This is a genomic window from Streptomyces sp. NPDC018000, assembly GCF_044328025.1.
In the GTDB taxonomy this organism is placed as follows: Bacteria; Actinomycetota; Actinomycetes; order Streptomycetales; family Streptomycetaceae; genus Streptomyces.
Genome location: NZ_JBIRGM010000009.1, coordinates 181,586 through 208,360, shown reverse-complemented (window position 1 = coordinate 208,360; position 26,775 = coordinate 181,586). Strand labels below are relative to the sequence as shown.

Below are 26,775 nucleotides of genomic sequence, written 5' to 3'. Positions count from 1 at the left end.
TCACGGATGACCTGCTGCTGAGGAACAGAGCTGCCCTCCCGCAGCCACGCAGCACTCTTCCTGGCCCCGGTCAGCATCTTGTCGAGCTGCGCCGGACCACAGGTCCGCTTGTCGGCACCCTCGGGCCGGGTCTTGTTCCAGGCGTGGACCTGCTTGGACTTCGCCACGCACTCGTTCCAGATCCACCGGCACCGGTCCCACTCGGCAAGCAGCGCGGTGCGGGCGGTGGACGACACACGGAGCCGGAAGGTCCACCGGGCGCGCTCCGCACCCTCGACTTCCCCCAGTGTCGTCATGACATCATAATAGCACCATGATGAATGAAGTCCGCATGACCCTGCGCCTCCCCCAAGACCTCCGCGACCGGCTGAGCGCTCACGCCAAATCCGAGCGGCGATCCCTCAACTCCGAACTGATCTACATGCTCGAGGTCGCCCTCCGCACCGCTGGAGCGGACACCGAATCACCCGGCGACGATTCGGCTCCTCCTGCCCCGCTACACGGGAAACCGGATTCCTCCCCGGCCTGAAGGACTCTGCTGAGCCTCAGCAGAGTCCTGAAGGCCGGGGCATCCTCCGGTTATCAGGTGACACCGGGTGCACATTCGGGCAACGGGCCACCGCCCGCTCGGCTCCCCCGAGGGCGGAGGCTCTACGCGAGCAGTTCGCCCTGGAGCGCGGCTGCCAGGCCCACCTCCGCGTTGTCCGCCCGGCCCATTTCGAAGGCGCGCTGGTAGGCGGCGTCGCCGACGGCGGCGCGGGCCCGGCGTTCGCAGGCCTCGCGCAGCGGGGCCAGTTCCGGGGTGCCGCGTTGCGGATGGCCGACCATGCGCCAGTAGACCTGTCCCGTGCCGTACACCCGGGCTGCGCGGGCGCCCGCGCCCTGGGCGGCGATCGCCGCGGCCAGGATGTCCAGGCCGAGCGCGATGCCGAAGCTGTCCCTCATGCGGTGCTTGCCCGCGAGCATCGAGCGGGCGTGGGCGGCGGAGGCGTCGGCGTCCCCCTGCAGCAGGGCGATCAGGGCGAGTTGGTAGTCGACGTAACTGCGGGTCCAGCACTCGTCCTGGGCTTCGCAGGCCGCGCGCAGGACCATGGCCGCCTCCGCGGCCTCATCCAGCTGTCCGAGGCTGGTCAGGGCGAAGACGGTGATGAGGTGGCAGCGCAGCCGGTAGGCCGATTCGAGCGGGGTGGCGGCGCCGGTGGTGCGCAGCACCCGGTCGATCCGGCGGAGGCTCGCCTCGGGGCGGCCGGTCATCAGATGGGTGAGGCCGCACAGGTAGGCGGCGGCGAGGATGCCTTCGTCGGCCCCGTCGCGGGCGGCCGCCCTGGTGCACTCCCTGCCGATGCGCCGGGCGGTCGGATAGTCGCCCTGGAGCATGACGGTCATGCCCAGTACCCACAGGGCGCGGGTGCGATGGGGGCCCTCGGCCGGTCCGGCGTCCAGGGCGCGCTGGGCGTATTCGCGGGTCTGTGGCAGATGGCCGCAGCAGCACCAGAAGAAGCCGATGCGGCCCGCCATCTCCTGGGCGGCGCCGGCGTCATGGGCCAGCAGGTGGTCGAGGGCGGCACACAGGTCGGCGTGCGACTCTGCGATGCGGTGGTACCAGATGATCTGTTCGTCGCCGGTCCAGCCCGCGTGGGCGTGGCGGGCCAGGCCGAGGAAGCAGGCGGCGTGCCGGTCGGCGGCGGCCCGTTCCTCGCCGAGCTCGGCGAGCCACATCCGTCCGTACTCGCGGATGGTGTCGAGCATGCGGTGCCGTACGCCGTCCCGTCTGACGACCGACTTGGCGACCAGGCCGTTCAGTGCCTCGGCCACACCGTCCTCGGTGAGCGGCCCTTCGGCGCAGACCTCGCGGGCCGCGGCCTCGTCGAAGTCGCCGCGCAGGACGGTCAGCCGGGCCCAGAGCAGCCGTTCCAGCGGGGTGCACAGCTCGTGGCTCCAGCCGATGGCGGTGCGCAGGGTGCGGTGGCGCGGCAGCCGGAGCGATTCGTCGGCCGGTACGTCGAAGCGGGAGCCGATCCGTACGGCGACCTGCTCGACGGTGTCCCTGCCGAGCGCTCCCGCCGCGAGTTCGATGGCGAGCGGAATGCCTTCGAGGCGGCGGCAGATCTCGGTGGCGGCCTCGGCGTTGCCCGACGCTTCGAGGGTGAGCCCCGGGGCCGCCACCGCTGCCCGGTCCCGGAACAGGGTCAGTGCGTCGGCCTCGCCCTCGACAGGCAGCGGTTCCACCTCGACGAGTTGCTCGCCCCTGATGCCCAGCGGCTGCCGGCTGGTGGCGAGCACGGTGAGGCCGGGTGACGTGGTGAGGATCTCGCCGAGCAGATGCACGCACGCGGAGCGCAGATGTTCGCACGAGTCGAGGACCAGCAGCATTTCCTTGTCGATGAGCCATTCGCACAGCGCGTCGATGGGCATGCGCAGGGTGTGGTCGCAGAGCCCGACCGCGTCGGAGACGGTCGCGATGAGCAGTCCGTCGTCGTGGAGCGGTGCGAGATCCGCCCACCGGGCGCCGTCGCGGTGTCCGGCCGCCGCATGCCGGGCCGCGCGGACCGCGAGCCTGGTCTTGCCGACGCCGCCGGTGCCGGTGAGTGTGGTCAGCCGGTGCGCGGCGAGGGTGTGTTCGAGCCTGGCCAGTTCCGCTTTCCGTCCGACAAAGCTCGTTGTCTCCTCGGGGATGTTGCTCGCCATGGTCACCGTCGCTGAAACAGATGGACAGGCCGGTCCCGGCCCCTGATTCCCGTACTGCGCAGGCATGGGAGGACGCCTGGCATTTCCGGAAAGGGGCCGGGACCGGCCGGGATGCGGGAGGGCGCGCCGGGGAGTGCGGTGCTGCGGCACTCCCCGGCGGCTGCCGGCTCTCAACGTAGTCCCATATGGCTCAGCTCAGGGAAAACACCGCCACCGTGCGCCCCGGGACGGTGAAACTTCCCGAACTCCTCTCGTACGTGGACTTCTTGACGGTAGAATCCGCGCCCGCAGCCTGGACGGGATGCAGGGCGTACTGCCTTCCCGCCAGGCCGGTGATCTTCTGGGTCTCGGTGCCGGGGGTCGCGTTGAGGACGACCACCAGCTTTCCGAGCCTCATGGTGATCACACCCGGTGTCTCGTCCTTCCCGGAGAGCGGGAAGGACAGGGCGGACTGCACCTGCTCGGTGGTGGAGAGGCCGAAGTCCTTCTCCGTGGAGCGGATGGTGAGCAGGTCCTGGTACGCGGCGGACGCGCCGTTGATCTGTGCGCACCCGGGGCTGAGCGCGGCCCCGGTCAGCAGCGGCTTGGCATAGGACCACTTGGATTCGTTGTCGGCGGCCGGGGGCAGTCCGCGGCCGTATCCGTTGCCTTCGCGGCAGTCCCAGTGCAGGGCGTTGAACCAGTCGCCGCTGTCGTACGAGTTGCGGTCCAGGGACTTGGAGCGCAGCAGGTCGGTGCCCGCCTGGGAGAGCGAGGGCCCCTGCGAGAGGGTGGCCGTCGCCATCGCCAGGACCTGCATGCGGGCCCGGTCCGCCGCCGATGTGCCCGCCGGGAGCTTGAAGGCGAGTGCGTCGTACAGCGACTCGTTGTCGTGGGCGTCCGCGTAGGCGAGGGCGTCGCCGGGGGCCGCGGCGTATCCGGCCGGGGCGCCGTTGTAGTCGACACCCGAGCCCTTGACCGTACGGCCCGAGGAGTCGGTGAAGGTGTAGTCGGCGAGGTTGCCGGTGAGGCCGACCTTGATCAGGTCCTGGTAATGGAGCAGCCGGGCCTTCTGTTCGGCCTTCGTGCCGTTGGCGGCCGAGGTGTTGGGGTCGGTGTAGAGGCCGGTGGCGAAGCCCTGTACGCCAGGGTCCTCGTCGAAGGGGCTGCCGCCGCGGACGGCGTCGCGGGCCCGGTCGGAGAAGGTGGCGATGCCGGTGCCGGCCATGTTCTTCTGGGTGGCCTGGACGAAGCGGGCGTCGTCGGCGATCTCGCCGAAGTTCCAGCCCTCCCCATACAGGATGATCTTCTTCCCGTCGACGCCGTCCTTGGCCACGGTCAGCGCGTCGAGCGCCTTTCTGACGGCGAGGATGTTGGCCTTGGGGTGGTGGCCCATCAGGTCGAAGCGGAAGCCGTCGACCTTGTACTCCTTGGCCCAGGTGACGACCGAGTCCACGACGAGCTTGCCCATCATGGTGTTCTCGGGTGCGGTGTTGGCGCAGCAGGTGGAGGTGGCGACGGTGCCGTCCTCCAGCAGCCGCTGGTAGTAGCCGGGCACGATCCTGTCGAGCACGGACTTGTCGTCCTGGCCGAAGGCCACGGTGTGGTTGTAGACGACGTCCATGACGGTCCGCAGACCCGCACCGTTCAGCCCCTGCACCATCTGCCGGAACTCGACGGTGCGCCGAGTGCCGTTCGGGTCGGAGGCGTACGAACCCTCCGGGACGGTGTAGTGCAGCGGGTCGTAGCCCCAGTTGAACCCGTCCCGCGCCGCGGTCTTCGCCACGCAGGCCTGCTGCTCCTCGGAGTCGGGGGCGTACACGGACAGGTCGCAGGCCGGCTTCTGCTGGGCGGACTTCTTCTCGGGGATGGTGCCGATGTCGAAGGCGGGCAGCAGATGGACGTACCCGGTACCGGAATCCGCGAGCTGCTTGAGGTGCTTCATCCCGTCGGAGCGGGTGTCGGTGAAGGCGAGGTATTCGCCGGGGTGCTTCGCGGTGCGGTCCGCGATCGAGAAGTCGCGGATGTGCAGCTCCTGGATCCGGGCGTCACGCAGCGGGACGGCGGCGGGCTTCCTCAGCCCGGACCAGCCCTTCGGCGCGAGGCCCGGGTCGTCGAGGTCGGTCACGAGGCTGCGAGCGGAGTCCGTGGTCAGGGCGGTGGAGTAGGGGTCCGTGACCTTGTTGGTGACCATCTTCTGGACGGTGGGTGCCCACACGTCCACCACATAGCGGTAGGGCTTGCCCGTCCACTTCTTCGTGCCCGTGACGGACCAGACGCCCGTGCGGTCGTCGCGGTGCATCGGGACGCTCCGGCCGTCGAGTTCGAGGGCGACGGTACGGGCGGTGGGTGCCCAGACGGACAGCGTGGGGCGGCCGTGGTCGAAGACCGGGCCGAGCGAGGCGGTGGCCGCGTTCTTCCCGTAGAGGTCGTCGAGCACGCCCCCGCTCTGTACGCCGGTGGCGGCGAGCAGCGCACCGTTGGCGGCGCGCTGGGTGGCGATCAGCTGGCCGCGCAGTGCCTCGCGCACCCTGTCCCGGTCGCGGACGTCGACGGTGAACGCCGGATAGTTCTTGAGGTGCGGGTACTTCGTCTTCTGCGCGTCGGTCAGTGGGGACGGTGCGAGCCGCAGCCACTGCCCTTCGTCGGAGAGCGCCCCGTCGACGACGGACATGCCGCCGCCCGGTGCGTAGACGAGCTGCTGGCTGGTGGCTTCGGTGGCCTTGACCTTCCATACGACGGTGTCGGCGTCGATCCACTGCGCCTCGGCCTTGGTGAGGTCGGGTGTGGGTACGCCGCCGGTCTGCGGCAGCAGATAGCCCGGTGTCCCGCCGAGCATCCAGACCTCGTGCCCGTAGGTGGCGATGTCGAGCGACTGGTCGCTCGGCAGGTCCTTCTCGTCACCCTTGTGCAGGATGTAGCTGAGCGAGGTGGCGCCGTCGGTGAGGGGCACCTCGAAGGTGGCGCCGGAGGCGTCCTTCTTCACCGGCTGGAGCGGCTTGGCCCAGTCGGTGGGATTCCTGGCGCCGGTCCAGGTGTGCAGCCCCCAGCCGTCGTAGTCGCCGTCGGCCCGGTAGTAGTGCAGTACGGCCTGCGTGGTGTCCTGCGGCGGGTAGGCGCCGTCGGGGGCTTCGGCGGCCTGGCCGTCCTTGCCCTGCTCGATCCAGACCTGCCCGGTCTTCGCGAGATCGATGCTGCGCTGCGGGCCGTCGGCGGTGCCGGACTTCTCCACCGTGTACGGGACGGTGGTGGCGCCCTCATCGAGCTTGATCCAGGCGAAGGCGCCGTAGGCGTCCCGCCCGATGAAGTCGGCCGTCGTGTCACCGGACTTGATCTGCCGGCCGTCGTAGTCGCCGTCCGCACGCCTGTAGTGGACGACGGCGTAGTCGCGCTCGACTGCGACGGGCTTCTCGGCAGCGGGTGCCTGGCCTGCGGTGGACGAGGCGAGGGCGCTCGCGGTGCGGCCGGCGCGGTCGACGACAACCGCCTTGTACCGAAGGGGGGTTCCGGCGGGCACCGTATCGCCGACGGTCTGGGTGACCTTGTACGGGGCGTGGTCGGCGGAACCGAGGGTGACCCACTTGCCGTTGCCGGTCTGGGCTGCGAAGACGACCCGGTCGAGCGGGCCGCCGTCGACGTCCGCGGAGATCTCCACGGTGCCGGTGGCCCCGGCGGCGGGTGCCTTCAGGGTGATCGAGGGCTTGGTGGTGGGGTCACCCATCGCCTTCCCGGCGCGCAGCACGATGCTGGAGAGGGCGGGCACGGTGACGGTGATCCTCTTGTCGGCGCCGCTGCGGGTCGCGGCCGAACCGCCGTATACCGTACGGAAGTTCATTCCTGCAGAGGCCGTCGGAAGCTCGACCGTCCTGGCCTCGCCGCCGTTGTTCGTGGCTACGACGTACTCGTATCCCTGCCCGGGGTCCGTACGGGAGAAGGCGTACACGGACCCTTCCGCGTAGCGCTCGGTCTGGACGCCATCGCGCAGCGCCGGGTTCTTCCTGGTCAGCTCGGAGAGCGCGGCGATGTTCCGGTAGAGCGGGTGCTTGGTGTCGTACGCGTCGAAGGCGTGGGTGCGGTCGGTGCCCAGCTCGTCGTCGTCGAGGTAGTCGGCGGTCTTCGAGGCGAACATGGTCTGGCGGGCGTCCTTGTCGCCGCCCGTGCCGGTGAAGCCCTGCTCGTCGCCGTAGTAGACGACGGGGTTGCCGCGGCTGAGGAACATCAGCTCGTTGGCGAGCCGGGCGCGCTTGACGAGTTCCGCGTCATCGGCCTTCGGGTTGTCCTGCTTGAGGAACGAGCCGATGCGGCCCATGTCGTGGTTGCCGAGGAAGGTGACTTGCTCGTAGGCGTTGGCCTTGTCGGTGGTGTACCGGTAGTCGTCACCGAATACGGCGGCGAGTTTCGAGGCCGGGGCGCCCTGCGAGGCGTACTGGCGTGCCGCTTCCTGGAACGGGAAGTCGAGCGTGGCGTCGAGCCGGCCCCGGGTGACGTAGGGCGAGGTGATCGTGGTGTCGGCGGAGTAGACCTCGCCGAACATGAAAAAGTCCTTGCGCCCGTGCTTGGCGGCGTAGGCGTCCAGCGCCGTCGCCCACTGGGTCCAGAAGTCCAGGTCGACGTGTTTGACGGTGTCGATCCGGAAGCCGTCGATATCGAAGTCCCGGACCCACTTCTCGTAGATCTTCTCCATGCCGGAGACGACCTCGGGCCGCTCGGTCCACAGGTCGTCGAGCCCGGAGAAGTCGCCGTACGTGGTGGACTCGCCGGCGTAGGTCGAATCGCCGCGGTTGTGGTACATCGTCGGGTCGTTGAGCCAGGCCGGGACCTTGCTCCCGGTGTTCTTCGGTGTGTACGGGAACGAGTCCGCGTCCACCTTCGCCAGGCCCTTGCCGTCGTCGAACGGGCGGCCGTCCTTGTCGAGGTACGGGTAGGCGCCCTTCGGTCGGTAGCCGTAGGTCTTCTCGGCGTAGTCGACGGTGTCCGCGGTGTGGTTGGTAATGACGTCGAAGAAGACCTTCATGCCCTTGCCGTGGGCCTTGTCGATCAGTTTCGACAGGTCTGCGTTGGTGCCGAAGTGCGGGTCGACCTGGGTGAAGTCGGTGATCCAGTAGCCGTGGTAGCCGGCCGATGCGTCCGTCTCCGTGCCCTGGACGGGGCGGTTCTTGAAGATCGGGGCGAGCCAGATGGCGGTGGTGCCGAGGCCCTTGATGTAGTCGAGCCGCTCGGTCAGGCCCTTGAGGTCGCCGCCCTGGTAGAAGCCTTTGTCCGTGGGGTCGTAGCCGGTCCGGAGGCGCGATCCGGTGAGCCCGCCGCGGTTGTTGGAGGTGTCACCGTCGGCGAACCGGTCGGGCATGACGAAGTAGAACTGCTCACGCGTCAGATCGTGACGGGCGGGCTCGGCTGCCAGCCGGGCGTCCGAGGGCGGGCCCGGAGGTCTCGGCGCGGCGGACGCGGATGCCGCCGGGACGACGGGGAGGAGCGCCGCGCAGAGTGCGGCGACGGCTCCCCGTCCGAGGGTGGAACGGGACACGGGCGGGGTCTCCTTGTGTGCGGGGCGGGTTCCCGGGGTGGGCGGTCTGGTTGGGGGCACTAGGCGTCGCCGAGCCGTCCGGCGATCTTGTAACTGACCGGCCGGCACGAGGTCCACCACTGGCTGCCCTGGATGTGTTCCTGCGGCGGCGAGACCTCCACATAGCCGTAGCCGGCCGGGCCGAGAATGTCCGTGCACGCCTTGGCCACGGAGTCTGAAGATTCTTGCTGCAAGAATGCAAACCTTGCCGCGCTGGAGACCGTACGAGTCCGTCAGACCTCGGTCAACCCTTTGGACGCCACCCGGACATCACCCGGACCTCCCCCGCTCGCATTCACGAAGTCCAGCAGTTTTCTTTCTGCAAGGGCTTACGCAAAAGATTGCAGAGCTGTTAGGTTTCTCCCGATTCCGGTCCGGTCGGCCTGGGGTTCCGGTGCCCCCGGCCTCCACGCGCCCGGCCGGCCGGGCCGGTCACGGACAAGAGAGGCACCCGGAGTCGCTCACTCCCCGCCGGCCCATTCAGGGCCGACTCCTGGTGCCTCTCCTGTACGCCCGTACACCTTCGGGCCGGGTGCAGCCCATACACCTTCCGGCCGGGCCTCAGAGGCCGCGGACCGCGGCGGTGGACCCCCGTACCACCAGCTCCGGCTGGAAGACGTACTCCGTACGCTGCACGGGGCTGCCGCCGATCTCCTCCATCAGAGCGCTCACCGCGGCCGTCGCCATGGCCTGTACGGGCTGACGCACCGTCGTCAACGGCGGATCGGTGAACGCGATCAGCTGCGAGTCGTCGAAACCCACCACCGACACATCGCGCGGCACGTCGAGCCCGCGCTCCCGGGCCGCACGCACCGCACCCAGCGCCATCAGGTCGCTGCCGCAGACGATGCCCGTGCACCCCCGGTCGAGCAGTGCACCGGCCGCGACCTGACCGCCTTCGACGCCGAACAGCGCGGAGACGACGAGGAGTTCGGCCCCGGCGCGGTCCAGGCCCAGCAGGTTCACGGCAGCCTCGATATAGCCCTCCCGCTTGCGGCGGGACGGCACATAGCGCTGCGGCCCGATGGCCAGGCCGACCCTGCGGTGGCCGAGATCGGCGAGGTGCCCGACGGCCATCCGTACGGCGGCACAGTCGTCGGGCGAGACGAACGGGGCGCTGATCCGTTCGTTGTAGCCGTTGATCAGGACGAAGGGCACGCCGCGCTCGGTGAGTGCGGCGTACCGGGCCGGGTCGGCCGACAGGTCGGCGTGCAGCCCGGAGAGGAAGACGATGCCGCCGACGCTGCGTTCGACAAGCTGCTCGACGAGCTCGTCCTCGGTGGCGCCGCCGGGTGACTGGGTGCAGAGCACCGGGGTGTAGCCATGTCCGGCCAGGACCTGTTCGACGGACTGCGCGAACGCCGGGAAGATCGGGTTGGTGAGCTCGGGCGTCACCAGTCCGATCAGCCCGGCGCTGCGCTGCCGCAGGCGTACGGGCCGTTCGTAGCCCAGGATGTCCAGCGCCGCGAGCACCCGCTGACGCGTGGTGTCCGCGACGCCCGGTTTCCCGTTGAGCACCCGGCTGACGGTCGCCTCACTGACCGCTGCCTGGCCGGCGATGTCCGAGAGCCTCGGCGCACCACCAATCCTGGACACGGGGACTGTCACACCGTCCACCACACCGTGGTGTCCGCGGGCAGCTCGATCTCGGCGCCGTCAGCGGCGACCGGGGTGCTGGACAGCAGGACGGTGCCGCGTACGGGGACGCGTACCGGACGGCCTGTGGCGTTGACGGTGCAGACGAAGCCGGGGCGGGCGAAGATCAGCAGACCCTCGGGGGCCTGGAGCCACTCCACCGAGGTGCCGGCGCCGAGCCCCGGGTGCACCCGGCGGGCGGCGATCGCGGCCCGGTACAGCTCCAGCGTGGAGTTGGCGTCGCCGATCTGCGCCTCGACGCTCAGCCCGCCCCAGCTGTCGGGCTGAGGCAGCCAGCTGCCGCCGCTGCCGAAGCCGTAACTGCTGCCGTCGCGAGTCCACGGGATCGGCACCCTGCACCCGTCGCGGAAGCCGTCCTGGCCCTCCGCGCGGAAGAACGACGGGTCCTGGCGGACCTCGTCGGGCAGATCGGTGACGTCGGGCAGGCCGAGCTCCTCACCCTGGTAGATGTACGCGGAGCCGGGCAGCGCCAGCATCAGCAGGGTGGCGGCGCGGGCCCGGCGCAGGCCCAGCTCGCGGTCGCCGGCGCTGCGGATCTGGGTGCCGAGGCCGGGCGGGTTGGCGAACCGGGTGGTGTGCCGGGTCACGTCGTGGTTGGAGAGCACCCAGGTGGTCGGGGCGCCGACCGGACGCATCGCGTCGAGCGAGACGTCGATGACCTTGCGGAGCTCGGCGGCGTCCCAGGCGGTGGAGAGGTACTGGAAGTTGAACGCCTGGTGCATCTCGTCGGGGCGCACATAGTTGGCGGTGCGCTCGACGGTGGGGGTCCAGGCCTCGGCGACGAGGATGCGCCCCCCCGTCGCCCACCGCCACCCTTCCGACGAAGGCCCTTCGGGCCCCTTCTTCCCCGTCGCCCACCGCCACCCTTCCGACGAAGGCCCTTCGGGCCCCTTCTTCACGGTGTACTCGTCGAGGATGGTGCGCCAGGAGCGGTAGATCTCGTGGACCCCGTCCTGGTCGAAGAAGGGCATGACGTCGTTGCCGAGCAGCTTGAGCTGGTCGCGGGCGCCGAGGTCGGGCAGTCCCTCGGCCTTGACGAGGCCGTGGGCGACGTCGACCCGGAAGCCGTCTACGCCCATGTCGAGCCAGAAGCGCAGGATGGAGCGGAACTCGTCGGCGACGGCCGGGTGTTCCCAGTTGAAGTCGGGCTGCTCGGGCGCGAAGAGGTGGAGGTACCAGTCGCCCGGGGTGCCGTCCGGGTCGGTGGTCCGGGTCCAGGCGGGGCCGCCGAAGATGGACTCCCAGTCGTTGGGCGGGAGTTCGCCGTCCGTGCCCTTGCCGGGGCGGAAGTGGTAGCGCTCGCGCAGCGCGGAGCCGGGGCCCTCGGCAAGGGCGCGCTTGAACCACTCGTGCTGGTCGGAGGAGTGGTTGGGCACCAGGTCCACGATGATCCGCAGGCCCAGATCATGGGCGTCCCGGATCAGCGCGTCGGCGTCCAGCAGGGTGCCGAACATCGGGTCGACGGCACGGTAGTCGGCGACGTCGTAGCCCGCGTCGGCCTGCGGGGACGCGTAGAACGGGCTGAGCCAGACCGCGTCCACACCGAGGTCCTTGAGGTACGGGAGTCTGCCGCGTACGCCTGCGAGATCGCCCATGCCGTCGCCGTTGCCGTCGGCGAAGCTCCGTGGATAGACCTGGTAGATCACCGCGTCCTGCCACCAGCCGGTCTGGTGGGCCGGAGCGTCGCCGGACGTGCCGGAGGAGGGGGCAGCGAGGTGCTGGGTCATGTCGTCCCTGGGGTGTCTGGGTGGGGGGCGTCGCCGGGACCGGGTCGGGACTCCGGCGACACCATGACTTGGTGCGTACGGGGCGTACGAGTGGCGTGCTGGTCAGCCCTTGACGGCTCCGGCGGACATGCCGGTGACCAGATGCCGCTGGGCGAAGAGGAAGACCAGCGCCGCGGGTATCGCGATGAGCACGGACGCGGCGGTCATCGGCCCCCACTGGGCTCCGTACTGGTTGACGAAGAGCTGCAGTCCGCCGGCGAGGGTGAGGTTCTCCTCGCCGACCATGAAGGCGGAGGCGTACGCCACTTCGCCCCACGCGGTGATGAAGGAGTAGAACGCGGTGACGGCGAGGCCGGGCTTGGCGAGCGGCAGGATGAGCCGCCAGAACGTGCCGAACGGGGTGAGGCCGTCGACCTGCCCGGACTCGTCGATCTCGCGCGGGATGGTGTCGAAGAAGCCCTTCATCATCCAGGCGCAGAACGGCACCGAGATGGTGAGGTAGGTGATGACGAGGCCGGCGGGCTGGTTCAGCAGCCCCATGCCGGACATGATGTTGTAGATCGGCACGATGAGGACGGCGACCGGGAACATCTGGGTGATCAGCAGCGTCCACATCAGCCCGCGCTTGCCGGGGAAGCGGAAACGGCTGACGGCGTAGCCGGTGGAGGCGGAGACGATGACGCCGAGGAGCGTGGTGAGCCCGGCGATGAGCAGGGAGTTGCCGAACCAGGTGAGGAACTTCGTGTTCTGGATCAGGTTCGTGTAGTTCTCGAACGTGGTCTCTTTGAAGAAGTCCGTGGTGGTGGCGTACGCGGCGGGCTTCAGCGAGGTGAGCAGGACCCACAGCACGGGGAAGACGGCGATCACGGACGCGACGACGAGCGTGAGGTGCAGTCCGACGGAGGCGATCGGCGAACGCTCGCCGCGCAGCCGGACCTTGCGCCCGGAGTGCCGTGCGGAGGCCGCCGGGGCGGTGGTTGCGGGGGCGGTGGTCACCAGTCGTCTCCCTGTGTGCGCAGGACCCGCCGGTACACGGCTGCGAAGATCAGCAGGAGTACGAGGATCAGCACGCCCCAGGTGGAGGACTGCGCGAAGTCGCGCGGGCTGATCTCGAAGGAGAACTTGTACGCCTGGGTGACCAGGATCTGGGTGGCTTCACCGGGTCCGCCGCGGGTCAGCAGGTAGATCACCGGGAACATGTTGAAGGTCCAGATGGTGGAGAGCAGGATCACCGTGGTGGAGACCGGCCGCAGTCCGGGCAGCGTGATGTGGCGGAACCGCTGCCAGGCGGTGGCGCCGTCCATCTCGGCGGCCTCGTACTGCTCGCTGGGGATCGACTGCAGTCCGCCGAGCAGGGCGACCATCATGAACGGCACACCGAGCCAGACGTTGACGGCGATGACGGAGAACTTCGCCCAGGTGGGGTCGTTCAGCCACGGAATGCCGTCGATTCCGCCGCCGGAGAGGATCTTGTTGAGCAGCCCGCGGTCCTCGTTGTAGAGGAAGCGCCAGGCGAAGACGGAGACGAAGCCGGGGATGGCCCAGGGCAGGATGAGCGCCATCCGGTACGCGGAGCGTCCGGCGATCCTGCGGTTGAGGATGTTGGCGAGTGCCATGCCGAGCGAGAAGGTGATGGCCACACAGGAGACCGTCCACACCAGGGTCCACCCGAGCGTGCCGAGGAACTGGTCGCCCGTGATCGCCTCGGTGTAGTTGTCCAGGCCCACGAACTCGTACGTGGCGGGCATGTGGTTGACACCGATGGACCGCTCGACGTTGCGCTCATTGGCATCGGTCATCGACAGGTAGATGCCGCGGACCAGCGGATATCCGATGATCACACCGATCACGACGACGACCGGGGCGACCATGGCCCAGGCGTACCAGTGGGTCGACAGGGCCCGCCGGATCCTGCTCGGCGGCGGGGGGTTGCCAGTACCGCGGCTCCGGCCGCGAGCGACGTCGTCGCCCGCGGCCTTCGCCACCGACTGGCTGGTGTGGACAGCCATCAGCCGGCCTGCCTTCCTGTTACTTCCAGCCCTTGAGGAGCTTGCGGTAGGAGTCGCCGGTCGTCTTGACGGCCTTCTCCGGCGTGGCCTGGCCGGTCAGGACCTTGGTGTACTCGGTGACGAGCGGTGCGAAGAGGCTGCCGGTCTCCGGGATCCAGGGGCGCTCGACGGCGGTCTCGACGACGGGCTTGAAGAAGCCGACGATCTCGTTGTCGATGACGTCCTGCTTGGCGTAGGCGGACGTGCGCGTCGGCAGGAGGCTCAGCTCCTTGGTGACCTTGGCCTGGGTGTCGGCGGACGTCATGTAGTCGACGAACGCGTAGGAGGCGTCGAGGTTCTTCGAGCCCGCGTAGACGGCCAGGTTGTGACCGCCCTGCGGGGCGCCCTGCGCGGCGGAGCCGGCCGGGACCGGGGCGATGCCCAGGTTGGCCTTGTCCTTGAACTCCTTGCCGGCGTAGGTGTCGGCGACGGCCCACGGGCCGTTGATCATCATGGCGACCTTGCCGTCCTTGAAGGACGACTGCATGTTCTCCCAGCCGTCCGTGGCATCGGTCTTGGCGGCACCGGAGTCGACGAGGTCCTTGACGACCTTCATCGCCTTGACGCCCTCGGGGTTGTCGATGGTGACGGACTTGATGGAGGCGTCGACCATGTCGCCGCCCTCGCCGTAGAGGAAGGAGAGGAACCAGTACGCGTCGTCGCCGCGCAGGTACATGCCGGTCTTGCCGGTCTTGCCCTTGATCTTCTTGGAGACGGTCTTCAGTTCGTCAATGGTCTTGGGGACCTCGACGCCGGCCTCCTTGAAGATCTTCTTGTTGTAGAAGATGCCCATGGAGTCGATGACCTGCGGCACCGCGTACGTCTTGCCGTTGTACTCGGTGGACGCGGCGGCCTGCTTCAGGAAGTCCTCAGGCCTCTTCAGCGCGGGGGTGCCGTCGAGCGGGGCGAGGTAGCCGAGGTCCGCGAACTCGGGGGTCCAGGCGACTTCGGAGCGGATGACGTCGGGGGCGCCGGAGCCGGACTGGGCCGCGTTCTTGAACTTGTTCTGCGCGTCACCGAAGGGCACGTTGACGTACTTGATGCGCACCTTCGGGTGCTGCTTGGTGAAGTCTTCCGCGATCTTCTTGAAGACCTTGTCCTCGCTGCCCGCGGTGGAGGTGTCCCACCACGTCACCGTGCCGGAGAGCTCGCCCGAGCTCTTGCTCGTGCTGTCGGACTCGCTGTCGCTGCCGCAGGCGGTCGCCGCAAGCGCCAGGGCCGCGACCAGGGCGGTGGCCGTTATGCCACGTCGCATCTGAACTCCTTCAACTGCCGTACCGCTCCGTCGCGGCGCCGGGTCGACGTGAAGGTAACAAGGATGAAAGAGAGCCGAAAGAGCTTGCGGAAGATTTCTGCAAGCCTCATCGATCGTTACATTCGCGTGTCCTCACGGTAGCCGTCAAGCCTCTTGACGGGAGCCGCCGATCCCTGGCAGCAGCGGGCCACAGCCCACGAATCCGTAGTGCGACGATCTGACCGGAGTCCGCAAACCGGGCCCGCAAGACTTTGCAAAATGTTGTCGCGATGCCACTCCGGGCCACCGCACAGGTACGGTCGCCCGATTCCTGCCGATGGTGGGCAATCCGACATACGCCCGGTACAGTCCACTTCCATGACCGCACGGCTTGCCGATATCGCAACTCAGGCGGGGGTCAGCGAAGCGACGGTCAGCCGTGTACTGAACGGCAAGCCCGGTGTCGCAGCGGCCACCCGTGAATCCGTTCTTGCCGCGCTCGACGTACTCGGCTACGAACGGCCCGTACGGCTGCGCAGGCGCAGTGCGGGGCTGGTCGGGCTGATCACGCCCGAACTGGAGAACCCCATCTTTCCGGCGCTGGCCCAGGTCATCGGCCAGGCGCTGACCCGACAGGGCTACACCCCGGTGCTGGCGACCCAGACCCCCGGCGGCTCCACCGAGGACGAGCTGACCGAGATGCTGGTCGACCGCGGTGTCTCGGGCATCATCTTCGTCTCCGGGCTGCACGCCGACACCTCGGCCGATATGCAGCGTTACGAGCAACTGCGCGCCCAGGGCGTCCCGTTCGTCCTGCTCAACGGCTTCTCACCCAAGGTCCAGGCGCCGTTCATCTCGCCGGACGACCGGGCCGCGATGCGGCTCGCGGTGACGCATCTGGTGGCGCTGGGCCATCAGCGGATCGGCCTGGCGGTAGGGCCCAAGCGGTTCGTTCCGGTCCTGCGCAAGATCGAGGGCTTCCGCGCCACCGTACAGGAGCAGTTGAACCTCGCCCCGGACGAGGTGGAGGAGCTGATCCAGCACTCGCTGTTCACGCTGGAGGGCGGGCAGGCCGCCGCGTCGGCACTGATGGAGCGGGGCTGCACGGCGGTGGTGTGCGCGAGCGACATGATGGCGCTCGGCGCGATCAGGGCCGCCCGTCGGCTGTCGATGGACGTGCCGCGCGATCTGTCGGTGGTCGGTTTCGACGACTCGCCGCTCATAGCGTTCACCGATCCGCCGCTGACGACGATCCGTCAGCCGGTCACGGCGATGGGCCAGGCAGCCGTACGCACCCTTCTCGAGGAGATCGGCGGCACACCCGCTCCGCACAGCGAGTTCGTCTTCATGCCCGAACTGGTCGTTCGTGGTTCGACGGCCGCGGGTCCCGGGCCCGCCCTGCGGGCCGACGACGCCACTTCCGAAACACGCCCTAGCACATAGTCCCAGCATTCGGATGTGCGACCCCACCCGATCGGAGGATGATCAGGCGGGAAAATATTTCTGGCAGACTCTGCGCCTATGGGTGAATTGAGCACGACGTCACAGGAAGGCCGGTCGGAGGTTACCCCGTCACCCATCGTGGACGAGGCGGCCCCCGCGGCGAACCCCAGGCGGCGCAACAGCGTTCTGGCGAGACTGCGTTCCCTGCGGTCCCCTCGCCGGCCGCGCATCTGGTTCGAAGTCCTGCTGATTGCGGCCAGTTACTGGGTGTACTCACTGGTGCGCAACGCCGTCCCGGAGCAGAAGGCGGAGGCCCTGCGCAATGCCGACTGGATCTGGTCGGTCGAGAAACACCTGGGCATCGCCGTGGAGCAAACGATCAACCATGCGGTGAATTCCGTGACATGGCTGATCGTGTCCATGAACTACTACTACGCGACACTGCACTTCATCGTCACCATCGGAGTGCTGGTGTGGCTGTTCCACCGCCACCCCGGCCGTTACGCGGCGGCCCGTCTGACGCTGTTCGCGACAACGGCCGTGGCGCTGCTCGGTTACTATCTGTATCCACTGGCGCCGCCCCGCCTGATGAGCGGTGGCCACTTCATCGACACCGTCCTGGTCCATCACACCTGGGGTTCGATGGCCTCGGGCAACTTCAAGAACATGTCGAACCAGTACGCGGCGATGCCCTCGATGCACATCGGCTGGTCGCTCTGGTGCGGCCTGATCATCTTCGCGCTGGCCTCCGCCCCCTGGGCGCGCATCCTGGGTCTGCTCTACCCGATGGTCACCCTTGTCGTGATCGTGGCGACCGCGAACCACTTCTGGCTGGACGCGCTGGGTGGCATGGCGTGTGTGGCCTTCGGTTACGCGGTCTCGTACGCCTGGTACGGTTCGCTGCCGCACCGCCTCCCGAAGCAGGTGCCACTGCCGCAGGGGAGGTCACGGCCGGCCGGTCCGTCCACAGGCGCCGTGATCCCCGCCGACCGCCGGGCGACGGACGTGGCGGTGCGCCGCTGAGGGCTTTCGTCCTCGATCGCCGGACGGGTTCTACCGCACCGGCGGAGCCCAGAGAAGGGGCTGCGCCTCAGCGGGCGCGCCCCTCACGCCCCGTAGAACCGCTCCTCCACCACGGCCCGCGCCCGCCGCGTAATCCGCCGGTAGTCGTCCAACATGTCCCCGACATGCCCGGGCTCGTACCCCAAGTACCGCCCCACCGCGGTGAGTTCACGCGGCCCCGAAGGGAACGTGTCGCCCGGCCGGCCCCTCACCAGCATCACCGCATTGCGGACCCGTGTCGCCAGCACCCACGCCTCGTCCAGCGTCTGCGCGTCCTCGCCGGAGATCAGCTCCGCCGCGCACGCCGCGGCCAGCGCCTCGCGGGTACGGGTCGTCCGCAGCCCCGGTTCCACCCAGCCGTGCTGCATCTGCATCAGCTGGACCGTCCATTCGACATCGCTCAACCCGCCCCGCCCCAGCTTGGTGTGGAGCGTCGGGTCCGCGCCGCGCGGCATCCGTTCGGACTCCATCCGGGCCTTCAGACGCCGGATCTCGCGGACGGCGTCCTCCCCGAGGCCCTCCATCGGGTAGCGCAGCGGATCGATCAACTCGATGAAGTCACGGCCGAGTTCCTCGTCACCGGCCATCGGCTCGGCGCGCAGCAGCGCCTGGCTCTCCCAGACCAGCGACCACCGCCGGTAGTAGGCCTCGTACGACCCCAGCGTACGCACCAGCGGCCCGCTCTTGCCCTCCGGCCGCAGATCCGCATCGATGATCAACGGCGGGTCGGCGGTGGGAAGTTGCAGCAGTCTGCGCATCTCGGAGACCACCTGGTTCGCGGCCCGGCCCGCCTCCTGTTCGTCGACGCCCTCGCGCGGTGAGTGGACGAACAGCACATCGGCGTCGGAGCCGTATCCGAGCTCGCGTCCGCCGAAACGGCCCATGCCGATGACCGCGAACCGGGTGGGGAGGGTGTCCCCCCACTGTTCGCGTACGGCGGCGCGCAGCGCGCCCGCGATCGTGACGGCGTTGAGATCGGTGACAGCGTTGCCCACCCGGTCGACGAGGGCCCCGGGGTCCTTCTCGGCGGGGCTCTCCTCCGTACCGTACGAGCCGATGAGGTCCGCGGCCGTGGTCCGGAACAGCTCGCGCCGGCGCACCCCGCGGACCGCGGCGACGGCGGATTCGGCACCCTCCGCGCGCCCCACCGCGGCCAGTACCTCCTGCTCCAGGTGCTCCCGGCTGCGCGGCTTCAACCCCTGCGGATCGCCGAGGATCGCCACCGCCTCGGGCGCACGGAGCAGCAGGTCGGGGGCGAGCCGGCCGGCCGAGAGCACCCGGGCGAGGTTCTCCGCGGCCGCACCCTCGTCCCGCAGCAGCCGCAGGTACCAGGGGGTCTTGCCGAGTGCGTCGGACACCTTGCGGAAGCCGAGCAGCCCGGCGTCCGGATCGGCGGAGTCCGCGAACCAGCCGAGCAGCACAGGAAGCAGGGTGCGCTGGATGGCGGCCTTGCGCGACACCCCGGACGACAGCGCCTCCAGGTGCCGGAGCGCGGCGGTCGGGTCGGCGTATCCGAGGGCTTCGAGCCGGTGTTCGGCCGCCTTCGCGCTGAGCCGGGACTCGCCGGGCGCGAGCTGGGCGACGGCGTCGAGCAGCGGCCGGTAGAACAGCTTCTCGTGCAGCCGCCGCACCACGGTGGCGTGCCGCTTCCACGCCTGGTTGAGCTCGGTGATCGGGTCCGTACGCATCCCGAGGGAGCGCCCGAGCCGCCGCAGATCCGGCTCGTCCTCCGGGACCAGATGGGTGCGGCGCAGCCGGTAGAGCTGGATGCGGTGTTCCATGGCGCGCAGGAAGCGGTACGCGTCGTCCAGCTGCGTGGCGTCCACCCGCCCGACATAGCCGCCCGCGGCGAGCGCCCGCAGGGCGACCAGGGTGGTGCCGCTGCGCAGGGTGGCGTCGCTGCGGCCGTGCACCAGCTGAAGCAGCTGTACGGCGAATTCGACGTCCCGCAGCCCGCCGGGACCGAGCTTGATCTCACGGTCTATGCGGTCGGCGGGGATGTTGTCGACGACTCGGCGGCGCATCTTCTGTACGTCGGCGACGAAGTTCTCGCGCTCCGCGGCCTGCCATACGAGTGGCGAGACGGCCTCGACGTACTCCGCGCCCAGTTCGGGGTCGCCGGCCACCGGCCGGGCCTTGAGGAGCGCCTGGAACTCCCAGGTCTTGGCCCAGCGCTGGTAGTAGGCGAGGTGCGAGGACAGCGTCCGCACGAGGGGCCCGTTGCGGCCCTCCGGGCGGAGGTTGGCGTCGACGGGCCAGATGGTGCCCTCGGCCGTCGTGTCGGAACAGATCCGCATCATGTGCGCGGCCAGTCGGGTGGCGGCCTGTACGGCCGCGCTCTCCTCGTAGCCGTCGACCGGTTCCGCGACGAAGATGACGTCGACGTCGGAGACATAGTTCAGCTCATGCCCACCGCACTTGCCCATCGCGATGACGGCGAGCCGGCACTTGGCGGCGTCGGAGGGTGCGGCCGTACGGGCGATGGCGAGCGCCGCCCGCAGGGTCGCCGTGGCCAGATCGGCCAGTTCGGCGGCGGCCTCGGCGACGTCCGTCGTACCGCACACATCGCGGGCCGCTATGGCCAGCAGGCAGCGGCGGTAGGCGACGCGCAGCGAGTCGGGGTCGTCGGCCCCGGCGAGCCCCTGCTCGAATTCGGCCAGCCCGGGGTGAAGATCGGCCGCCTCGTAGTTGACGAGCGCATGCCAGTCGCGGGGGTGGCGGGCGAGATGGTCCCCGAGCGCCTCGGACGCCCCGAGCACCCCGAGCAGCCGGTCCCGCAGCGGTTTGGCGGTGATGAGTGTGTCCAGGAAGATCCGCCGCTTGTCCGGCTCCTCGGCCTCCACCAGCCGGACGACGCCACGCAGCGCCAGATCGGGGTCGGCGGTGGCCCCGAGGGCGTCGAGAAGCACCGGATCGGAGCGTACGGACGACAGCTCGGGCAGGTCGAGGAGCTGCTCGGCGGCGGAGGGGTCGGTGAAACCGTGCCGCAGCAGTCGGGTGAATGTGCTGCTCCTACGCCCCGGCACCGTCGTCATTCCGTGCTCTCCTGCTCGCCGCCCACACACGTTCCAGCGTTCCGAGCCTAGCCCCGCACCGGTGAATTCGTAGCAGGTGTGCCGTCCGCACTCCACAGGCACGATGGCCTCAAGGGCCCGGCCGGGAGGCCCGCGCGCAGCGCGGCACCGGGCTTCAGCGGTCCGCTCTCAGCCCCCGGAAGGGGACGCGGAGCCCGGCCGGGTCGCGATGACGACGGTCGCGTAGAGCTCGTCGGAGGTGACCACGCGCGGCATCAGGCCACAGCGGGCGACGGTCTCTTCGGCCCGCGCCGCCTGCCGTTCGCTCGTCTCGACCAGAAGATGCCCGCCCGGTGCCAGCCACCGCGGCGCCTCGGCGGCGACCCGCCGCAGGACGTCCAGGCCGTCCCTGCCCCCGTCGAGTGCCACTCGCGGCTCATGGATACGGGCCTCCGGGGGAAGCAGTTCGACGTCCTCCGTCGGTACGTACGGAACATTGGCGAGCAGAATCTCCACCCGGCCGCGCAACGAGCCGGGGAGCGGCGCGAAGAGGTCGCCCTCGTACACCCGGCCCGCTTCGCCGACGTTGCGGCGGGCGCACCGGACCGCTGCGGGTTCGACGTCGGCGGCGTGCAGTTCGATCCGGTCCAGCGTTGCGGCGAGCACGGTGCCGAGGGCTCCCGAACCGCAGCAGAGGTCGACCACGACCGCCCCGGGCCCGGCGAGGGCAGCGGCCTGCCGGACCAGGAACTCGGTGCGGCGGCGGGGTACGAAGACGCCGGGGTCCACGGCGATCCGAAGACCGCTGAACTCGGCCCACCCGATGACGTGTTCGAGGGGCAGACCGGCGACCCGCCGTTCGACCATGGCCGTGAGTTCGGCGTGGTCGGCGGCCGTGGAGACGATCAGCTCCGCCTCGTCCTCGGCGAATACGCAGCCGGCGGCGCGGAGTGTGGTGACGATGGAGGAAACGGCAAGCGGTGAAGCGGAAACCGACATGAAGCGGAGCCTTTCGGGAAAGCCGATGGGTGCTCCGCGGTCGGTTATGCCGGGTCGACCACGCGAGGGTGAGAGATGAGCACCCAGCCTGATACAGCGGTAATGGGTCTCACCTCCTTGGTCGGTCCCCGTGTTGGGAGGGGTCACACTACCTCAGGCCGACCCGCACATGGGGGGCGGCGTCCGTCGCGCCTCGGGTGATACGTCCGGCCGGGAAGGCCACTGACGGAGTTTTCGGAGAGGCGCCGGTACCGCACACATGACTGTGCCCCGCGCCGCCGGGGTTTCCGGGGCGCGGGGCGCAGGTACGAACGCGGGGCCTGCTAAAGGTCCACGCTGTCGCGCAGCTTCGTCGGCGTCAGGAACAGGGCGGCGATCACGCCGATCACCGCGATGCCCGCCGAGATCAGGAAGATGGTGCCGGTCGCGTCACCGTACGCGGCGCGCACCACCTCCTGGATCTGCGGCGGCATCGCGTCGATGTTCAGAGTGGCACCGCCCGAGGACGAGGCCGCCGGGTCGACGCCGAGCTTCGCCAGACCGTGAGTGATTTTCGTCGCGACCTGGTTGGCGAGCACCGCGCCCAGCACCGAGACACCGATCGTGCCGCCGAGCGAGCGGAAGAAGGTGATCGCGCCGCTGGCCGCGCCGAGCTCGCCGAGCGGGACGGTGTTCTGGAGGACCAGGACCAGGTTCTGCATCGACATGCCGACACCGGCGCCGACGGCGAGCATTCCGATCGAGACAAGGACCAGTGAGGTCTCGTGGTCGATGGTGGACAGGCCGAGGAAGCCCAGGGTGAGGACGATGACGCCGGTGATGATGTACGGCTTCACCTTGCCGGTCCTGGAGACCAGACGTCCGGCGACGGTGGAGGAGACCAGCACGCCGAACATCAGCGGGATGGTGAGGAGTCCGGCCTCGGTCGGTGAGTAGCCTCGGCCGATCTGGAAGTACTGGCCGAGGAAGACCGCGCCGCCGAACATCGCCATGCCGACCGCGAGGCTCGCGACGATGGCGAGCGCGGGGTCGCGGCGGCGCACGACGTGGAGCGGGACAACCGGCTCGTCGACCCGGCTCTCGACCACGACGGCCACGATCAGGATCAGGGCGCTGGAGCCGACCATGGCGAGGGTCTGCCAGGAGAGCCAGTCGAAGTCGTTGCCGACGAAGGTGACCCAGAGCAGCAGCAGGCTGACGCCGCCGGCGATCAGCGAGGCGCCCAGGTAGTCGACCTTCGTCTCCGGGCGGCGGACCTCGGCGAGGTGCAGAGTGCGGGTGAGCATCACGAGGGCGATCAGCGTGAACGGTACGGCGATGAAGAAGCACCAGCGCCAGCCGAGCCACGACGTGTCCGTGATGAAGCCGCCCAGCAGCGGTCCACCGACGGTGGCGACAGCCATGACGCCGCCCAGGTAGCCGTTGTAGCGGCCGCGTTCCTTGGGGCTGATCATCGCGGCGATGATGACCTGGACGAGCACCTGGAGAGCTCCCATGCCGAGGCCCTGAACGGCGCGGAAGGCGATCAACTGCCCGGTGGACTGGGCGAACCCGCAGGCGATCGACGAGATGACGAAGATGCCGATGGATATCTGGAGCAGCAACTTCTTGCTGAACAGGTCGGCGAGCTTGCCCCAGATCGGGGTGGAGGCCGTGGAGGCCAGCAGGGACGCGGTGACGACCCAGGTGTACTGCGACTGGGTGCCGTTCAGCGAGCCGATGATCTTCGGCAGCGCCACCGAGACCACCGTGCTGCTGATCATCGCCACGAACAGCACGATCAGCAGCCCGCTCAGCGCCCGCAGCACATGACGGTGATCCATCGGCGCGTCTTCGGTCGGCGCAGCTGTTTGTGCGCTCACGCGCAACCTCCGGAAGGTTCGGTCAGGAGCAGGAAAGGCTTCACCATACATGCACAATGGGCAATTTTGCTCACTGTGCAATTATTCCCGGCGCGGAGATAATGAACCCATGGAGAGCTCTGTGGGACTGCGGGAACGCAAGAAGGAAGCCACCAGACAGGCCGTGCACGAGGCGACGTTGCGGCTCACCGTCGAGCACGGCTTCGACCACGTCACGGTGGAGGCCGTCGCGGACGCGGCGGGGATCTCCCGCAGAACGTTCTCCAACTACTTCACGAGCAAGGAGGATGCCCTCCTGTACGGGGAGGAGCGGCAGATCAGGGAACTCGTCCGCACCGTGCACGACCGGCCCGCCGAGGAGACCGCGTGGGCGGCGCTGCGGGCGGCCATGACACAGTTCGCCGAACGGGTCGCGCCACCGGAGCGCGAGTGGGCCCTGCGGACCAGGCTGGCAATGCGACACCCCTCACTGCTCGCCCGGCAGCTCGCCAACCACGCGGCCCTGGAACGGGACTTGGCCGAGGCCGTGGCGGCCCGTCGGGGTCCGTCGGAGAAGCCGGTCCGCCCACCGGTGCTGGCCGCGGCGTTCCTGTCCTCGCTGCGGATCGCCATGCGCATGTGGATCGAGGAGGATCTGGCCCGGGAGCCCGCCGAGGTGATCGACGAGATTCTGGACGAGGTGGCCTGCCGGTTCGACTGACGAGGGGTACGGCGGAGGGCCGCACCGAGACGGCGCCGACCCTGCGCCCTGTGGTTCCCTGACCGCGGACCTCGGCCCGTCAACCGCGTTTCTGAGCCTCACGCGCGCGGTCGCACATGATCCGCATGAGTTGCTCCGCCTGGCGTTCGGAGCCGGCCTCGTCGCGGATCGGCCCGTAGTGCATCTCGACGACGACGGTTCCGACACGGGCCCTCGACATCAGGTGTTGACCGACCTGAGTAGGGTCCGCCAGGGTCTCGTCCTCGACCCGGTACGTGGTCGTCGTGCTCTCGTCGCCGAACTTCCGTGCCGGGAACGGATACTCCTTCCCGCTTCCCGGGTTCTCCTGCAACTTCACGCGGCCGGTGTAGCCCTCGGCAGCGAGCGTGGTGTCCGGGCAGGCATAGGTCAGGAACCGCACCTTCAGATCATTCGGGCCGGAGCCGTTCGCTCCCTCGTATTCCGCCCCGCCCTCGTGGCACTTCCCTTCGCCCCTCGCGCCCGGAGGTATGGAGGTCGCCCATGTGCCCGGCAGATCCGTCAGACCCGGCATCATCTGCTCGGTCTCGGCCACGCTCAGCGCCCGCGCCTTCACGGTTCCGCCATCGCCGCTCTCCGCTGAGCCGTCGACGACAAACCGCACCCCTCCGTACACGAGGAGAGCGACGGCGACCAGAAGGGCAGCAGCCAGGCCGAGCAGCCCGCCTGTCGTGTTCGGCTTGTTGACGGTGATCGGCCCGAGCGAGATCTGATTGCCGCGTACCTTTCCGCCGTTGATGACGACGCTGCCGGTCGTACGACTCACCGACGTGTTCAGATGCGTCTCCAGAGCGCTCCGGAGACCCGGGTCCGCCCGGGCCTCTTCCCGGAGCACCGCCTCCGCTTCCCGGCGTGCCTCGACGTCGCCCGGCTCAGCGTCCAACCCGGCCAGAGCCGCCCGGCCCCGCGGTGTCGCCCCCAGACGCTCCCTCACGGCCCGTACCACCGCGGACGCGGTTTCCTGCCCGAGGTTGGTCGCCGCCCCCGTCAACGTCGCGGCCAGCACTCCCACAGCCACAGCAGCGACATCGGTCTCCACGAACACCCCCTGTATCACGCGGTAATTCGGAACCATGATGTTCCCCCGCCCGACAAGAAGCACACCGTTCCGCAATACGGTCCGCAATCCGATCGCCATCGGCTGCGTACCTTCCCCGCCCCCCTCGTACGACGGTCGCCTGCCTGGGTGCGCCGGGGCATCCAGACGACAACCGGGGCCGGCCTGCGGTTACAGCACCGGCAGCAGGTTCTTCAGCTCGAAGGCCGTGACCTCGCTGCGGTACTCCTCCCACTCCTGCTTCTTGTTGCGCAGAAAGAAGTCGAAGACGTGCTCGCCCAGCGTCTCGGCGACCAGTTCGCTCTTCTCCATCAGCGAGATCGCCTCGCCGAGGTTCTGCGGCAGGGGCTCGATGCCCATCGCGCGGCGCTCCGCGTCGGACAGCGCCCAGACGTCGTCGTCGGCGCCGGCCGGGAGTTCGTAGCCCGCCTCTATGCCCTTCAGGCCCGCGGCGAGCAGCACCGCGTACGTCAGGTAGGGGTTGGCGCCGGAGTCGATGGAGCGGACCTCGACGCGGGCGGAGCCGGTCTTGCCCGGCTTGTACATCGGGACGCGGATGAGCGCGGAGCGGTTGTTGTGACCCCAGCAGATGTACGAGGGGGCCTCGCCGCCGGCGCCTGCGGCGCGGGAGGAGCCGCCCCAGATGCGCTTGTAGGAGTTGACCCACTGGTTCGTCACGGCGGAGATCTCCGCGGCGTGGGTGAGCAGACCGGCGATGAAGGAGCGGCCGACCTTGGACAGCTGGTACTCGGCGCCCGACTCGTAGAAGGCGTTGCGGTCGCCCTCGAAGAGGGAGAGGTGGGTGTGCATGCCGGAACCGGGGTACTCGGAGAACGGCTTCGGCATGAACGTCGCCTGCACGCCCTGCTCCAGCGCGACCTGCTTCATCACCAGACGGAACGTCATGATGTTGTCGGCGGTGGAGAGCGCGTCCGCGTACCGCAGGTCGATCTCCTGCTGGCCGGGGGCGCCCTCGTGATGGCTGAACTCGACCGAGATGCCCATGGATTCGAGCATGGTGATCGCCTGGCGGCGGAAGTCCATGCCGACGTTCTGCGGGGTGTGGTCGAAGTAGCCGGAGCTGTCGGCGGGGGTGGGGCGGCTGCCGTCGACCGGCTTGTCCTTCAGCAGGAAGAACTCGATCTCCGGGTGGGTGTAGAAGGTGAAGCCCAGGTCGGAGGTCTTGGCGAGGATGCGCTTGAGGACATAACGCGGGTCGGCGAAGGACGGTGAGCCGTCGGGCATCAGGATGTCGCAGAACATCCGGGCCGTGCCGGGAGCCTCCGCGCGCCACGGCAGGATCTGGAACGTACCCGGGTCCGGCTTGGCGATCATGTCGGACTCGTACACCCGGGCGAAGCCCTCGATGGCCGAGCCGTCGAAGCCGATGCCCTCGTCGAACGCCTGCTCCAGCTCGGCGGGGGCCACTGCAACGGACTTGAGGTAGCCGAGGACATCGGTGAACCACAGCCGTACGAAGCGGATGTCGCGCTCCTCGAGCGTCCTGAGGACGAATTCCTGCTGCTTGTCCATAGCCACATCCTTGCAGTTCAGACGGCCCGTGCACCACCGCCCGGGGTAGGGGAGAAGCTCCAGTATCACGACCCGGGATTTCACCCAGATTACGCACACGACGTGAGATGGAGCACCCGGCCACCCACTACGATCGGCGCCCACGGTGCGCACGGGGCGGAGCGGCCTCGT

The 26,775-nt window shown here is 69.2% G+C and carries 17 protein-coding genes and 1 pseudogene; 4 read left to right on the top strand and 14 right to left on the bottom strand.

Annotated elements, in window-relative coordinates; genetic code table 11:
* Window positions 1-296, bottom strand: a pseudogene (locus ACH4EW_RS20830) (RNA-guided endonuclease TnpB family protein); the annotation flags it as partial.
* Window positions 297-313: 17 nt separating this feature from the next.
* On the opposite strand from ACH4EW_RS20830, the gene ACH4EW_RS20825 reads away from it, so the two are divergent.
* Window positions 314-529 (top strand): Arc family DNA-binding protein, encoded by a 216-nt coding sequence (locus tag ACH4EW_RS20825; RefSeq protein WP_398258872.1) that lies wholly within the window; start codon window positions 314-316, stop codon window positions 527-529.
* 122 nt (window positions 530-651) lie between these two features.
* Here ACH4EW_RS20825 and ACH4EW_RS20820 read toward each other — a convergent pair whose 3' ends face one another.
* The 8 genes from ACH4EW_RS20820 to ACH4EW_RS20785 all read right to left on the bottom strand — a co-directional run bounded on the left by ACH4EW_RS20820 (window position 652) and on the right by ACH4EW_RS20785 (window position 14,916).
* A complete protein-coding gene (locus ACH4EW_RS20820) occupies window positions 652-2,688 on the bottom strand; it encodes an ATP-binding protein (protein WP_398258870.1) in 2,037 nt (678 codons plus the stop codon).
* Window positions 2,689-2,878: 190 nt separating this feature from the next.
* The gene (pulA, locus tag ACH4EW_RS20815; RefSeq protein ID WP_398258868.1) at window positions 2,879-8,191 is read right to left on the bottom strand and encodes a pullulanase-type alpha-1,6-glucosidase; all 5,313 of its coding nucleotides are present in this window, start codon (window positions 8,189-8,191) and stop codon (window positions 2,879-2,881) included.
* A gap of 59 nt (window positions 8,192-8,250) precedes the next feature.
* Entirely contained in the window at window positions 8,251-8,424 is a 174-nt protein-coding gene (locus ACH4EW_RS20810) for a hypothetical protein (RefSeq protein ID WP_398258910.1), read from the bottom strand.
* Window positions 8,425-8,791: 367 nt separating this feature from the next.
* A complete protein-coding gene (locus tag ACH4EW_RS20805; RefSeq protein ID WP_398258866.1) occupies window positions 8,792-9,850 on the bottom strand; it encodes a LacI family DNA-binding transcriptional regulator in 1,059 nt (352 codons plus the stop codon).
* Window positions 9,835-11,613 carry a glycoside hydrolase family 13 protein gene (locus tag ACH4EW_RS20800; RefSeq protein ID WP_398258864.1) on the bottom strand — a complete coding sequence of 593 codons (1,779 nt, stop codon included), beginning with the start codon at window positions 11,611-11,613 and terminating at the stop codon, window positions 9,835-9,837. The genes ACH4EW_RS20805 and ACH4EW_RS20800 overlap by 16 nt, the downstream gene beginning before the upstream one ends.
* A 102-nt stretch (window positions 11,614-11,715) precedes the next feature.
* A complete protein-coding gene (locus ACH4EW_RS20795; RefSeq protein WP_398258862.1) occupies window positions 11,716-12,609 on the bottom strand; it encodes a sugar ABC transporter permease in 894 nt (297 codons plus the stop codon).
* A complete protein-coding gene (locus ACH4EW_RS20790; RefSeq protein WP_398258860.1) occupies window positions 12,606-13,622 on the bottom strand; it encodes a carbohydrate ABC transporter permease in 1,017 nt (338 codons plus the stop codon). Before ACH4EW_RS20790 ends, ACH4EW_RS20795 begins: the two co-directional genes overlap by 4 nt.
* Window positions 13,623-13,641: 19 nt before the next feature.
* Window positions 13,642-14,916 carry an extracellular solute-binding protein gene (locus tag ACH4EW_RS20785; protein WP_398258858.1) on the bottom strand — a complete coding sequence of 425 codons (1,275 nt, stop codon included), beginning with the start codon at window positions 14,914-14,916 and terminating at the stop codon, window positions 13,642-13,644.
* Window positions 14,917-15,273: 357 nt separating this feature from the next.
* Here ACH4EW_RS20785 and ACH4EW_RS20780 point away from each other — a divergent pair, with 357 nt between their 5' ends.
* Window positions 15,274-16,338, top strand: coding sequence for a LacI family DNA-binding transcriptional regulator (locus ACH4EW_RS20780; RefSeq protein ID WP_398258856.1), 1,065 nt, complete (start codon window positions 15,274-15,276; stop codon window positions 16,336-16,338).
* Between the two features lie 78 nt (window positions 16,339-16,416).
* On the top strand, window positions 16,417-17,361 hold the full coding sequence (locus ACH4EW_RS20775) for a phosphatase PAP2 family protein (RefSeq protein WP_398258854.1): 945 nt from the start codon (window positions 16,417-16,419) through the stop codon (window positions 17,359-17,361).
* 83 nt (window positions 17,362-17,444) lie between these two features.
* Here ACH4EW_RS20775 and ACH4EW_RS20770 read toward each other — a convergent pair whose 3' ends face one another.
* The 3 genes from ACH4EW_RS20770 to ACH4EW_RS20760 all read right to left on the bottom strand — a co-directional run bounded on the left by ACH4EW_RS20770 (window position 17,445) and on the right by ACH4EW_RS20760 (window position 23,236).
* Window positions 17,445-20,435, bottom strand: coding sequence for a bifunctional [glutamine synthetase] adenylyltransferase/[glutamine synthetase]-adenylyl-L-tyrosine phosphorylase (locus tag ACH4EW_RS20770; RefSeq protein ID WP_398258852.1), 2,991 nt, complete (start codon window positions 20,433-20,435; stop codon window positions 17,445-17,447).
* A gap of 168 nt (window positions 20,436-20,603) precedes the next feature.
* Window positions 20,604-21,413: a putative protein N(5)-glutamine methyltransferase gene (locus ACH4EW_RS20765; protein ID WP_398258850.1), complete on the bottom strand. Its 810-nt coding sequence runs from the start codon at window positions 21,411-21,413 to the stop codon at window positions 20,604-20,606.
* A gap of 323 nt (window positions 21,414-21,736) precedes the next feature.
* On the bottom strand, window positions 21,737-23,236 hold the full coding sequence (locus ACH4EW_RS20760; protein ID WP_398258908.1) for an MDR family MFS transporter: 1,500 nt from the start codon (window positions 23,234-23,236) through the stop codon (window positions 21,737-21,739).
* A 148-nt stretch (window positions 23,237-23,384) separates the two neighbouring features.
* Here ACH4EW_RS20760 and ACH4EW_RS20755 point away from each other — a divergent pair, with 148 nt between their 5' ends.
* The gene (locus ACH4EW_RS20755) at window positions 23,385-23,975 is read left to right on the top strand and encodes a TetR family transcriptional regulator (RefSeq protein ID WP_398258848.1); all 591 of its coding nucleotides are present in this window, start codon (window positions 23,385-23,387) and stop codon (window positions 23,973-23,975) included.
* Window positions 23,976-24,054: 79 nt separating this feature from the next.
* Here the strand turns inward: ACH4EW_RS20755 and ACH4EW_RS20750 are convergent, their stop codons facing one another.
* Window positions 24,055-25,053 carry a hypothetical protein gene (locus ACH4EW_RS20750; protein WP_398258846.1) on the bottom strand — a complete coding sequence of 333 codons (999 nt, stop codon included), beginning with the start codon at window positions 25,051-25,053 and terminating at the stop codon, window positions 24,055-24,057.
* A 189-nt stretch (window positions 25,054-25,242) separates the two neighbouring features.
* Entirely contained in the window at window positions 25,243-26,604 is a 1,362-nt protein-coding gene (gene glnA / locus ACH4EW_RS20745; protein WP_398258844.1) for a type I glutamate--ammonia ligase, read from the bottom strand.
* Window positions 26,605-26,775 lie beyond the last annotated feature (171 nt).